12 protein-coding genes and 2 pseudogenes are annotated in these 12,608 nt (G+C 64.8%); 12 read left to right on the top strand and 2 right to left on the bottom strand.

Annotated elements, in window-relative coordinates:
• Positions 1–157: 157 nt before the first annotated feature.
• The 4 genes and pseudogenes from AB0H61_RS38415 to AB0H61_RS38400 all read left to right on the top strand — a co-directional run.
• Positions 158–538, top strand: a pseudogene (locus tag AB0H61_RS38415) (transposase); the annotation flags it as partial.
• Positions 535–1,032 carry an HAD domain-containing protein gene (locus AB0H61_RS38410; RefSeq protein WP_357313698.1) on the top strand — a complete coding sequence of 166 codons (498 nt, stop codon included), beginning with the start codon at positions 535–537 and terminating at the stop codon, positions 1,030–1,032. The pseudogene AB0H61_RS38415 and the gene AB0H61_RS38410, both read left to right, overlap by 4 nt.
• Positions 1,033–1,093: 61 nt before the next feature.
• A pseudogene (locus tag AB0H61_RS38405) lies at positions 1,094–1,312 on the top strand (VOC family protein); the annotation flags it as partial.
• Positions 1,313–1,380: 68 nt separating this feature from the next.
• A complete protein-coding gene (locus AB0H61_RS38400) occupies positions 1,381–1,653 on the top strand; it encodes a hypothetical protein (protein ID WP_357313696.1) in 273 nt (90 codons plus the stop codon).
• A gap of 120 nt (positions 1,654–1,773) precedes the next feature.
• Here AB0H61_RS38400 and AB0H61_RS38395 read toward each other — a convergent pair whose 3' ends face one another.
• A complete protein-coding gene (locus tag AB0H61_RS38395; RefSeq protein ID WP_357313693.1) occupies positions 1,774–2,340 on the bottom strand; it encodes a hypothetical protein in 567 nt (188 codons plus the stop codon).
• Between the two features lie 560 nt (positions 2,341–2,900).
• Here AB0H61_RS38395 and AB0H61_RS38390 point away from each other — a divergent pair.
• From AB0H61_RS38390 to AB0H61_RS38360, 7 genes are all read left to right on the top strand, one after another.
• A complete protein-coding gene (locus tag AB0H61_RS38390; protein ID WP_357313692.1) occupies positions 2,901–3,596 on the top strand; it encodes a TetR/AcrR family transcriptional regulator in 696 nt (231 codons plus the stop codon).
• A gap of 425 nt (positions 3,597–4,021) precedes the next feature.
• Positions 4,022–4,285: a hypothetical protein gene (locus AB0H61_RS38385; protein ID WP_357313690.1), complete on the top strand. Its 264-nt coding sequence runs from the start codon at positions 4,022–4,024 to the stop codon at positions 4,283–4,285.
• Positions 4,273–4,887, top strand: a complete 615-nt coding sequence (locus AB0H61_RS38380) for an RDD family protein (protein WP_357313688.1) — start codon at positions 4,273–4,275, stop codon at positions 4,885–4,887. Before AB0H61_RS38385 ends, AB0H61_RS38380 begins: the two co-directional genes overlap by 13 nt.
• Positions 4,888–5,102: 215 nt before the next feature.
• Complete coding sequence (locus tag AB0H61_RS38375; protein WP_357313686.1) at positions 5,103–5,426, top strand: putative quinol monooxygenase; 324 nt, start codon at positions 5,103–5,105, stop codon at positions 5,424–5,426.
• 245 nt (positions 5,427–5,671) lie between these two features.
• On the top strand, positions 5,672–8,095 hold the full coding sequence (locus AB0H61_RS38370) for a serine/threonine-protein kinase (protein ID WP_357313684.1): 2,424 nt from the start codon (positions 5,672–5,674) through the stop codon (positions 8,093–8,095).
• 317 nt (positions 8,096–8,412) lie between these two features.
• A complete protein-coding gene (locus AB0H61_RS38365) occupies positions 8,413–9,678 on the top strand; it encodes a lipase family protein (protein ID WP_357313682.1) in 1,266 nt (421 codons plus the stop codon).
• A gap of 223 nt (positions 9,679–9,901) precedes the next feature.
• Positions 9,902–10,807 (top strand): hypothetical protein, encoded by a 906-nt coding sequence (locus AB0H61_RS38360; protein ID WP_357313680.1) that lies wholly within the window; start codon positions 9,902–9,904, stop codon positions 10,805–10,807.
• Between the two features lie 387 nt (positions 10,808–11,194).
• Here the strand turns inward: AB0H61_RS38360 and AB0H61_RS38355 are convergent, their stop codons facing one another.
• Complete coding sequence (locus AB0H61_RS38355; RefSeq protein ID WP_357313678.1) at positions 11,195–11,476, bottom strand: hypothetical protein; 282 nt, start codon at positions 11,474–11,476, stop codon at positions 11,195–11,197.
• 451 nt (positions 11,477–11,927) lie between these two features.
• Between AB0H61_RS38355 and AB0H61_RS38350 the strand changes: the two genes are divergently transcribed.
• Positions 11,928–12,530, top strand: a complete 603-nt coding sequence (locus tag AB0H61_RS38350; protein ID WP_357313677.1) for a hypothetical protein — start codon at positions 11,928–11,930, stop codon at positions 12,528–12,530.
• The last annotated feature ends 78 nt before the right edge of the window (positions 12,531–12,608 follow it).

Here is a 12,608-nt window from a genome sequence, read left to right as displayed (position 1 = left end):
GCCACACCCCCTGCCTTGGAGGCCCAACAGCCCTCTTGGGTGGGGTTTCCCCCGCCCCTGGCCGCCCCCCCCCCCCCCCCGGGGGGGGGGGGGGGGCCCCCCCCCCCCCCCCGCGACCAGCTACCAGCTGTGCTGCGCCGGCCCCGCATTCGTGGGCGCCGAAGACATCGACCACGGCCGGCTGGCGATCAAGGCTTTCGAGAAGACCTACGGCGCCAAGCATCCGAAAGTCGTGGCCAAAATCGTCGACGCCGCCGATGTGCTGCTAGAGTTCTACCGCTACCCGGCCGAGCACTTGATCCACCTGCGCACCACGAACCCCATCGAATCCACCTTTGCCACAGCATGTTCGAGGACGAAAGTCACCAAAGGACCTGGATCACGCGGGTCCGGTATCGCGATGGCATTCAAACCGATCGAGGCCGCTCAGAACCGGAGGCGCGCGGTCAACGCACCGCACCTGGTCGCTCTGGTGCGCGCCGGAGCCTGTTTCGAACGTGGCGTCCTCGTCGGGCGTGAGGAAGCCACCGCAACATGACCGATCGCGCGCAACGCCCGCTGCTGTTCCTCGATGTCGATGGGCCGCTACTACCGTTCGGTGAACACCCGCGGCGCGAACCGCGCAATGTCGGATCGGACTCGCGCTTCTCGCAGCTCAGCCCCGATGTAGGGCAACGACTGGCGGCGTTGCCGTGCGAGCTGGTCTGGGCCACAACTTGGGAAGACGAAGCCAATGCCGAGATCGCGCCACGGATCGGGCTGCCACAGCTGCCGGTCGTGAACTGGCCGGAGCCCTCCGCCGAGCACGAGCACGAGGACCGATGGTTCGGGCTCTGCTGGAAGACCCGCACCCTGGTGGGCTGGGCCGCCGGACGCCCGTTCGCCTGGGTCGACGACGAGATCACCAGCGCCGACCGCAGCTGGGTCGCCACACATCATCCCGGCCGTGCGCTCCTCCGGCGCGTCGAGTCATCCCGAGGGCTCAGCGACGAGGACATCACAGCCCTCGATCAATGGCTGCGAGCAACCTGACCCTGAATCCACAGATCTTGACTATTGCTCAACCTCGAGCCTGCACCACAACAACACCACTTCGCCCACCGACCGCGATCAGGGCGCGGAACTGGAACGGCTGCTCGCCGCGGGTGCACGGAAGGTCGACATCGGCCGGATCGGCGCCCGAGCACGGTACGTACTGGCCGACCCGGAGGGGAACGAATTCTGCCTGCTCCGGCGAGGCAGTGGAGAGCCGCTGGAACAGGATTGGGCTCGGTCGTATTCGAGGAGGCCGTCGCGCCGTGGCGACGGCTGAGTCCCGATGAAGAAGATCATCGCGTCCTGGATCGGGCTATCGTCTGCATTGTGCCGAGGATTGTGTTGATGATTGCCTCCGAGCTACATACGGACGCCGACGTACCGGAGTTCCTCGCGGCTAGCCGCGAGTTCCGGGACTGGCTGCGTGACCGGTCCGGCTTCATTGGCTATGAGGTTGTCGGGGCGGGTCGGCGCTGGGCTGATTGCATCGAATGGCGGGATTTCGAATCGGCCTTGGCCGGGAACACCGCTTTCGCCGGCACCGAGATCGCCGCTCGTTTCGCTCGCGTCGTGCAGCGCCACCTCGCAGCCATGGGTCCGGCTGCCGACCTGGCATGAGGCTGGAACAGCAGGAGTGGTGTGCCCGTCCGGGGTGGACTCGCTCGAGGATCCGAGGCGGACTCGTGGCACCGTCCAGACCGCGCCGCCCGTGGGGGCTGCTACCTGCTACTGCTTGCCTCAGTGCTCCACATCCCCGTCGGTTTCCTGGTTGGTGAAAGAGCTGTCATTTTGTCGGTTATGTCGGATGCCTCGCCATCCGAGTGGGAGTTGGACGCGGCCGGCCCGGATATCGCCGATGAGTTGCGCGTAGCCTTCACGGACCTCGCCGAGATGGACCCACGCCGAGTGCCGGAGCTCCTCGCAGTCGGCGTGCAGCACCGTCCACCACGCCTCGGCGTAGGTCTTGGCGACATGACTGATCACCTCACCGAAGGAGTGAGTGTGGCGGCGGGCGCACCGGCTGTGGCGGACGTAGAACACCGCCCAAGAGTTGATCTTGTCGATGACCTTCGCGATATCCGCATGGAGGGCCTCCTCGGCGACGTCGGATGGACGCCGCCGAGGATTCACAACCGCAGAAATCAGGGCGGCGTGTAGATCGCCCAGTTCTCTCGCCCACGCGATCAGCGGCAACGGCCCGGCGACGCGACCGGCGATGGCGGCCAAGAGCTGATCCGGCGACAGCAAAGATTCCGCATCCGTCGCCGGATCCTCTTGTGCCGCTTCCGCCATATCCGCGTCCATAGGGATCACATGTCCTTTATCGCGGGTGACCACCCGCTCCGGCTGGTGACGACATTGTGGTGGCCGCCTCGGGCGATGCGCGTCGAGACGTCAGTGCCATGGCCGGAGAGGCCGGTCATGCGAAACACAGATCGGATGGTGCCGTCGAGTCTGTGCATAAGCGGTGGTTGCTGATGGCCGTAGGTGCTGGATCGCGCGAGCGGTTCAACCTTCCCGGTGTCGGGAGCAAGCGAGGGCCATGGACGGCGATTTCGGTCGGCGGTACGAGTCCCTGGTCGTCGGCACCGTGGCCGCGACATGTAGTGCGCAGATTCCACAAGCCGCGGGAGCAGGCTCGGGTGTGGAGATCTGAGGCTCGTTGTTCGATCACGGCCTCAGCTGTATAGGTGTGTTGTTGCATATTTGATTGCTCGAATGTAGATGAATGACTGAAGCGGCGCGTGCGACGCTGTGACTCGGCGCACAATGCTAGTACTGACTGCGCACTCAGTCAATGACTGGGTAAGCAGTCAGTGGACGCTGGAGTGTGCGGGAAATTTGGACGAAGAGGGGTGGTATCGGTGAGTAGGCGTGCGGCGGAGCCGGGTAAGTCGGGTGCGATTCTCGATACTTTTACGCGTCATGTTGCCGAGAAGGGCTACGACGGAACCAGCTTCAGTGGTGTTGCAAGTGAGTTGGGCATCTCGCAGGGCTTGATCGTGCATCATTACGGCACGAAGGCGCGGTTGCTGGAAGCCCTGCATATTTCCTATATGCGGCAACGGATCGATGAGGCAGAGCGCATCATGTCGGAGTTTTCTACGCCGACCGAACGACTGGCCGCGCTGTTGCATGCATCAATGCTCTACCAGGTACACGATCGAAATCGGACTGTCGCGTTTCAGCGGGAGGTCGCGCGGTTCGCCCAGCAGGATGAGGAGTCCGAGGGGCGTAAGCTTCGACGGCATTACATCGGAATCCTGCATGGCCTGCTCGATGCAGGCATCGCTGCGGGTGAGTTCCGGCCTGTCGACAGGGAGGTCCGGAGCCTGCTCATTTTCGGCGCCGCGCAATGGGCGTGGACGTGGTTCGAGCCGGGGGGGCGTAGCTCTGCCGAGCAGGTCGGCGCTGAAATGGTAGATCTCACTCTTGGATCTCTGTTGGTAAATCGGAGATCATTGCCGCGTCTCAGCGATCCCGCTGGCCCGCTTGTCGCCACGGTGACCAAGATCCTCACCGAGGCATCGGGGAGGCCGAAAGAGCTACCGGACAGATGACCGTCCCGTTCGGTGGGTGACGAGTCATAACGAGGTTTCAGAGGCATGTCGATGAATTGGAACCGTGTCGGGTAGTCGCAGGTTCAAATCCTGCCAGCCGACAACGAAAACCCCTTCCGACCTGTTCGGAAGGGGTTTTTTGGTGGCAACCACCCGCGACGGTGACCGCCCGCACCCAGGTCGGTATGGACGGTGATCACGTCACTGTCGGGCACGGCTCGTTCCCGGGTGCGAGGTCTGCTAGCCGCTGGTCAGCGGGCGACCTCATCGTTGGTTCCGAAAAGTCCGCCGCGCACAGCTCGTTCCGGGGTTGTAAGTGTTTTGCCAGCCGCTGATGAGTGGGTGACCTCATCGTTTGGTTCCAGATGGTCCGATCCGGTGGAGCCGGAAACCCACCTCCACCAAACCTGAAGGAGGAAGAAGTCATGGCGAATGTGGATGTCGATGCGATGAAGTGCGTGGACGAGACCGATACCGGCATCAACGAATGGACCTCGGACGACGTCTACCCGCTGCTGGTCCGGGGCAGCATCCCGACCGGCATCAACCTGGAGTTCACGGTGACCGGACCCGGCAGCTTCTGGGACGAGATGGACGACCTGGTGGTGGCCGCAGATGAGGTGCCCATCTCGGTCGAAATGCATAGCCAGCCGGGCGTCGGGGATCGGGGGATGTCATGTCGAATCTGAATTCGGATCCCGGCCAGCCCGGCTACTCCGGGTACCCGCAGTACGGGCAGCCGCAGTACCCGCCGATGTCGCCCTCTGTTTCGCTGCAGACCCTCCCGAGACCCGTGTACCCGTACGCGTCGTGGTGGTCTCGAGTCGGCGCCTACCTGACCGACGTCATCCTGGCTTGGGTGCCCGCCATGATCGTCGTGAGTGTCGGACTCGTCATCGCCACCGAGCCGACGACGGCAGCGAGGGAACAGTACGGTCCGTCCGCGGAAGCCGAACCCAACGGGCTGGGATTGATGATCGCGGTGCTGGGGTTGTTCATCTACCTCGCAATCACCGTATCGAACCAGGTGATTCTGCAGGGGAGGACCGGCCAGTCCCTCGGTAAGAAGTGGCTCAGGATCGCAGTGATCGACGAGGCCACCGGGCGACCGTTGGGGCCACCTCTCGCCCTCGCCCGGTGGGGTACCCAATTGACAATCAATCTCGTCGGGAACAACTGCCTTTTGTTTATCCCGAGCCTGCTGAACAGCCTGTGGCCCCTCTGGGACGCCAAACATCAAACCTGGCACGACAAGGTCGTTCATTCGGTTGTCGTCAGGATTCGTAGTTGAGAAAGGGGAGCCTTTGATCGGTTCGATCCCGAGCGGGTGGCAAAGGTGATCCTGGATCATCCGAAGGCGCTACCGGGCGTGGTGGTGAATGCGCGTATGACGTGCTGGCCCACAATCCACTGACAGTCGACAATAGGATGTTCGCAACGATCACCGCCCGACACAGCGGGAGTCGGGATGTGTCGCGGCAGCCGGACCATCGCAGGAGGCGCGTGATGATCTTCATCGTCGTTAGATTCAAGACCAAACCCGAATGGACCGACCGCTGGCTCGACCTCGTTGCCCCGTTCACCGCGGCCACCCGAGCCGAGGAGGGCAACCTCTGGTTCGACTGGTCCCGCAGCGTCCACGACCCGTCCGAATTCGTTCTGGTGGAGGCATTTCGAGACCAGGCTGCCGGCGGGGCACACGTCGGCAGCCCCCATTTCAAGGCCGCGATGGCCGAACTTCCCGCAGCCCTGGCACAGACTCCGCGCATCATCAGTCAGACAATCGACGCCACCGACTGGTCCGAAATGGGGGAGATGACCGTCGAATAGCCGCTTCTGCGAAAAACCGTCACCGCAGCGAGTGTGTCGATGACGGCACCGTCGGCGCCCGGGCCCCGGGTGGTGACCGATGGCCACTGCATGTGGCGGTGACTGGGCGGCGGCCTAGGACGGTGGAAACTCCGATTTGACGTGGGCGCCGAGGGTTTCCAGCGTCTCTCGGGGATGATGGTGGCGGTTGTGTCCGCCTGACCCACCGACCGACGAGTGCATGGTCCGGCTCGATAGGTGCAGATATGAGCTACAGTTCCGACTCCGGGAATAGGTTCGGGCGACCAACGGCGGGAATCGAATTCGGTGCCGTGGCCGCTTTCGCTGCGGCGTGGGAAGCCGACGGCCGGCCGCCGCTCATCGCCGACTACCTGCCGGGCGCACGACTGGGTGCGCTGATCGAACTGATCCGGATCGATATGCGGCATCGGTCGCTGCGCCGCCCGGCCGGGATCCGCCTCGACGAACCCGTCGTGGCCCAACCCAGGCGCAAGCGGCTGCGCGAATACTGTTCCGAATTTCCCGAACTGACCCCGGCGCGTCTTCCGGCCGGCCTGATATACGAGGAGTTCGTGATCCGCCGCCACAGTGGCGAGCAGGTGGATCCGGGCGAATACCTGCGGGAATATCCCGAGCAGGCGGCACAGCTGCGCGAGCTGCTCAACGCCGACGACGAGGAGCAGAGCACCCGGCGCCCCAGCCTGGAACTTACCGCCGCGACCTCTCTCGACTCGATCACCTCGTCGGGGGATGCGACCCGCACGGCCACCGAACTCCGCACCGCCCAGGACACTACCGGGACCAAGGCCACCGGCCTGGACCGTATCGAAATCGGCGATCGAATAGATGATTTCGACCTGCTCACGGCGCTGGGCAGCGGTGCGTTCGCGAGGGTGTTCCTGGCCCGGCAGCGGTCGCTGCAACGGCTGGTGGCGGTGAAGATTTCCGCCGACCGCGGTACCGAACCGCAGACACTGGCACAGCTCGACCACGACTACATCGTGCGGGTCTTCGATCAGCGGCTGCTGGACGAGCCGGGCCGCGACAACGAGCCCGGTGGGCATCGGCTACGGCTGCTGTACATGCAATTCCTGCCCGGCGGGACCCTGCTGAGCGTGTTGCGCTGGGTGCGGGCCACCCCGCCGGACCAGCGCACCGGACAGCTGCTGCTGGACGCGGTCGACGCCGTGATGGCGGGCAAGGGCGAGATCCGGCCGACCGATTCCAGCTTGCGCGCGGAGATCGCGACGCTGTCGTGGCCGGAAGCCGTCGCCTGGCTGGGCCGCAGGCTTGCCGAGGCGCTGGCCTACGCGGACGCGCACGGCGTGCTGCACCGCGATGTCAAACCGGCCAATGTGCTGCTCACCGCCGAGGCCGTGCCCAAGCTCGCCGATTTCAACGTCAGTTTCAGCCGCGACCTCGACGAGGCCAACCCGGTCGCCTATTTCGGCGGCTCGCTGTCGTACATGGCGCCGGAACAGCTGGAGATTTGCCATCCCGGCTACGACCGGTCCGCCGACGATCTCGATACCCGTGCGGACATCTATTCGCTCGGTGTGGTGCTGTGGGAGCTGCTCACCGGTGCCAAACCGTTCGACGACACCACCGCGGGTGAACACAGCGACGCCGCCACGCTCGCGGCCATGGTGCAACGCCGTCGCGCCGGGGTGGATGCGGGCGCGCTCGAGCGAATTCCGTCCGACTGCCCGGCGGCACTGCGCAGGGTGCTGCTGAAGTGCCTGGCGTCTGAGCGGGACGAGCGGTGGGCTGGTGGCGCGGAACTGGCCCAGCAGTTGGAAGTGTGCCTGGACGGGCGGGCCCGCAACCTGGTCGACCCGCCGCCGTCCAGCTGGCGGCTACGACTACGGCCCTGGCTGGTGCCGGTGGTGGTGCTGGCCCTTATCATCCCGAACGCGCTCGCAACGACGTACAACATCGCGCACAACCGGACGCTGATCATCGACCGGCTGAGCCTCTCGGTGCAGCACATGTGGCGGATCGGCGCTGTCCTGGTGGTCGCGGTGTGCTTCACGATAGGCATCGCGCTGGTGCTGTACATGCTGCGGTATGCGCTCATCGTCTCGCGCGGCCTGCGCCGGGGCCGGGAATACGACCCACAGGTGCTGGCACGGGCACGATCGGATGCCCTGCTGTTCGGCGATCGTGCTGTGCTGGTGGTGTTTTCGCTGTGGAGCCTGGCGACGATCATCTTCCCGTTCGTGCTGTACTCCACGAACTGGGAGGCGACCGGGCAGGATCTCCTGCATGCCCTGGGCGGAGGGCTGGTCTGTGGCGCGATAGCGGTGGCCTACCCGTTCTTCCTGGTGACGTTTTACATGGTGCGCTGTATCTATCCGATGTTCCTCCCACACGGCGACATCACCGCGGTCGATGCGCTGCACCTGCGCGGACTCGATCGCCGCTGCACCGTGTATCTCACCGTGGCGGCGTCGGTGCCACTGCTGGCGATCGCTGGGGTGACCTTGCTACCACCGGATGACATTCCGCTGGTGCTTCTAGCCGTGCGGGTGTTGTGCGTCGGCTCGATCATTGCCTTCATCGTCGTCTATATGCTGTTTCGGGCGATCGAGGCCGATCTGAAGGCGTTGAGGCGTGTGGTGGATCCGGTTGGCGGACAGCGGGAGCCGAATGCCGCCGGTCGACCATGAGCGCACAGGGCCTGGGCTAGATGATCGCGGGCATTGGCCCACGGTCGATCGAATCTCTCTCGAAGAACCGGCGTCCACGATCGACATGGAATTCGCGGAGGGCCGCCACACGCACTCGGGGCCGGAAGATTCGCGACCGGTCCGACTCCACGCCGCCGCGGGGTGATGCGGACCGTTGGCTAGAGCGGTGTAAGTGTCACGGGCTTGGGACCACATCGGCTGCGCAGTGTCATTTTTCGTGCATTCAGCCCTCGTTTCGGTGTGTCGCTGGTAGTTTGCTGGCGGTAGCGCTTGAATACCGCCTGGTTGGTCGACGAATGCCCGCACAACCCGTGGAGGTCAAGGTCGTGAAGCGTCCGTTTCGTGCGTTCCTCGGTAGCCGGGGCAGCGGTTGGCCCCAAGTCCTCAGTGCATTCGGCGGTGCCGCACTCGCGCTGCTGCTGGCGACGACGGCAAGCGCGGAACCGCTGTACCCACATTCCGATCCGGACCCGTTCTACGCCGCCCCGGCGGATCTAGCGGCACACCGACCCGGTGACGTGCTCGGCATGCGGGCGCAGCCGCCGCTGCCCCTCTTTCCCGGCGCCACCGTCACACTGGTCAAGTACCGGTCCACCGATTCGCACGGTGCGCCGATCGCGGCGACTACCACGATCCTGACCCCCTTCGGCCATCGGCCCGACGGACCGTTGCTGTCGTATCAGCACTTCATCAATGCGCTCGGCACCGGCTGCGGGGTATCGCACATGCTGTACAACAGCGATCTGAATCTGGTGGCGACGACGCCAATTTTGAACGTGGTGCTGGCGCAGGGCTGGAGTGTCGCACTGCCGGATCATCTCGGACCCGAGTTCGCCATGGGCGCCGCGCGTTTGGGTGGGCAGATCGTATTGGACGGCATCCGGGCGGTGAAACGGCTGCCCGAACTCGCCGTGCAGCACAGCCCAGTGGTGATGACCGGCTACTCCGGTGGCGGCATGGCCACCGCATGGGCGGCAGCGCTGCAGCCGTCGTACGCACCTGAGCTGGAGCTCGCGGGCGCGGCCATCGGCGGCGTCCCGGTGAACCTGGTGACGATGGCGGAGGCGCTGGGCTTGGACCCGCACCCGGCCTTCGGGCTCGCCATGGCGACGGCGATCGGTCTGGAGCGGGAGTATCCGGACCGGGTGCCCGTCAGCGCGTATCTCAACCCGCGTGGCCTCGCACTTCGTGACGCCATGGCCAACAGCTGCACCAACACCATCCTCGTCATGGGCGCCAACGGCAGCGCTCGCGAGTACGTCACCAACTCCTCGATCTTCGACAGGCCCGAGGCCCGGTCGGTGGTGGAGGAGAACAGTCTGGAGCTCTACGGCGGGGTGCCGGAAATACCGATATTCGAATGGCATTCACCGACCGACCCGTTGATTCCGGTCGACGCCATCAACAACACCGACCGCCGCTGGTGCGCGGCGGGGGTGCGGTTGCAGACGCTGCGGGTGCCCTCGGTCGAGCATTTGTCCGCGGCGGTCGCGGGCGCTCCCGCGGTATTGCAGTGGCTCGACGGTCGGGTTCGCGGAGAGCCTGCGCCCGTCAACTGCTGAGATCTGGGACCTTGCCTGATCGGGGCGGCTGGCACACTCGGAATAGTCCGGCGGTGAGCCGAGATTGCCCGAAAGTGCAGTCAGGACGAGCAATGTAGGCACTATCGTCCGGTGGGCCGCACCGGCTGTGCCTCTAATAGGAAGTATGGAATGGGCAGTGGGGCGGCCGGGCGCCGATCGCGTGGGTAGACCCGGGCCGCGGGAAATGCGGGCGGAGCCAGCGGTGCAGGGGGTTCGCCAGCGCCTCCTTGCGTTGCAACGGACGGCGGGAAATGCCGCGGCAGCTGATCTCGCGCAGCGGTTGCGCCCGTTAGCGATTCAGCGCGATGGGCCATCACCTCAGGAGGACCCAGCGGTCCGGCCGGGGGTTCGGGTGCGGGCGGGCGATCCCACCCCGCCGTCGTACTTGCGCCGCCCGCCTGGCCATTACCTGATTCCCCGCGCCTCTGACGTCCTTGACCGCGTACTCGCCGAGATCGCTGCCCATGCGTATGACAATCCGCTGCATCGCGAACTGACCCGGCACTATGTTTTCGGTGGGGGTGCGCCGTTCGCTCTGGATCGCCAGCGGATGACGCAGGTGATTCGGCCCGGCAGCAATCACCTCAATATTCTGGGCAGTTCCCACTGGAGAGAGGTCGAGCGTATCAAGCAGGCACTGACCGGGCCGGCCGCGCGGGCCCGCGACGCGACTGCTCCGGTGCGTACCAGTGCTGTCGTGGTCTGCGACGATGACCTTCCTTCGCTCGGTGCATTCACCGCGTTCATCGAAGGAACGATCACGGCCCGTTTCGGAAGCGCGCTGACACCAGAGCAAGCCGCCGGGATCGAGCTGCGGTCGCAGGTGCGCGGCAGGCTCCCCTCCTGGCCGGGCCACTCCTCGCGCCCTGCGGAAACGGTGCACCCGGACCGCATTTACTACGAGTTTCATGGAACGATGCGCTGGGAAGACGACTGGAACTTCGACCCGCAGACTCCCGATCCACATGGCTTTCCAGCCACCAGGACCGCCAACGCCGAGCGGGTCACCCGCCTGGCGCATGACTATTTGCCGGGCATGCCTTTCCACGTATCTTCGGAGACTGTCCAGGTCACGCAACTACCCGACTCCCCAGCCGCATCCTGGTAGTTGCGAGGTCAGGCTATGAAGCTCACCTGAGCCGTGCGGTTGCTGCCACACGTCTTCGAGGTGGCTGGAGGGGGCGCGCGATTGCGGCGGGTATCTGTTCATCACTGACGAACCGGAAACTTCATCCCGTCCGGCGAGTTCGCCGGACGGCACGAAACTGGTGTTCATCGAAACCGCGCACGCACAGTGCAGAGTACTATCTCTTTGGCAGGCAAACGGAATCACCAGTGTTCACCCGCCGCGCCTACTCCGACGCGGCGAATGAACGATTCAATTCTGGCAAATTCGCTGCAAAATGCACGCTCGCTCAGGCGTAGCGTTGCGGCGCAAAGGCAATCCGAGCCCCGAGGGGCGACACGGACGAAGCGGTGCTCTACCGAGACCGAATCAGGCGGCGGGCTGGGGCTGGTTCAGGTCCCTGATGCCGGTGATCGCATCGATGATGTTGACGATGGCGGAGGTGCCGCCGTCGAAGGCCGAGCTGCCGGAGTCGAGCATGGCGGAACCGGAGGACGAGCCGGCCGAACCCGTGGACGAGCCGCCGTCGGCCGAACCCGAGGCCGAGCCGGTGGAGGCGGAGTCAGCGGCAGAGGCCATCGCGACCGGGCCGAAGAACAGGGCGGCGGCAGAGACGGTGGCGGCGGCGGCCAGGGCCTTGCGAGAGAACATGTACTGAGGTTCCTTTCACGGATGGATAACGACGCCATCACGGCGTGCAACAGCAACGTTATGGAAAAGAGATCTGTAAATCCACTTCTCTTATTGTGCGATTAATCACCGTTAATAATGCGCTAACAGAATATTTTGCCGTGGTAACGCAATTTGATCTTCATTCTGGACGCGGATTTCATGATCAAATTAGATTGATTTCTCCGACGGCCCCGCGAATCGGAGTGCGGCGGAATAGATCTCGCAGCGGACCTTCGATCCCGGCGCGGCGCGACCCGAGTCGTCGACGCGCTCGGAGCCGCTCTGGTATGACGGCGATCCGGCGTGGGTTACCGGGCAAGGTGGCGCGACGGGCAAGGGCTGACCGGGGCTGTCGCGACAACCCGCCCCGACTCGTCTCGGGCGCTGGAACGCTGCCTGATCGGGGGCTCCGGAGCCGTACGCTTCGCTCATGGCGACCATCGAACTGGCTGACCGCAACCTTCGGCTCGCGCTGCTCGACGAGGTGTACACTGCTCGGCTCGAAGACTACTGGTGGCTATCGTCTCTGGGGGAGGAATACGCCGCCTACCAGGCATCGGCCGGTGGCCCGGCCTGGGACGAGATCATCGAGCAGCTCGGTATCGACTACCTGCCACAGCTGGAACGGTTTCTGCTCACCCTCCCGTTGACCTCGAAGGATCTGGCACAGGTGACTGACCTGTGTCTGGACGGCGACCGTGAGGTCTATCAGCTGTACCCCGGGTGGTGGCACTTCGGCAGGCATTTCTCGATCACGAACCTGGACGGGATCGCCTACTGCGAGGCGCTCGAAGATCTCGATCTCAACTCGATGGTCGAGGCCACCAGTCTCGCCCCGCTTGCCGGGTTGACCAGGCTACAGCGCCTCGGACTGGATGCGGGCATCCAGAATCGCGACGTCGGTGTTATCGCCGCTCTGCCCGCGCTGACCGAGCTGGTGATCTTCAACGGTGCCAAGGCCCAGGACAACGAGGAGTGGCGCAGCATAGTCAGTGCGCTGCGGGTACGCGGCGTGGCGGTGCACGGCTGGTAAGTCCCGGTGGGTGTCCTCGAGCGGGCCACGCATGGCCGGGTAGCTGGGGCAGCGACAACGTACCCGAACCGGCTGCCA

It is taken from the genome of Nocardia sp. NPDC050710, assembly GCF_040654375.1.
GTDB lineage: Bacteria > Actinomycetota > Actinomycetes > Mycobacteriales > Mycobacteriaceae > Nocardia.
This window is presented reverse-complemented; position numbering and strand designations above follow the sequence as displayed.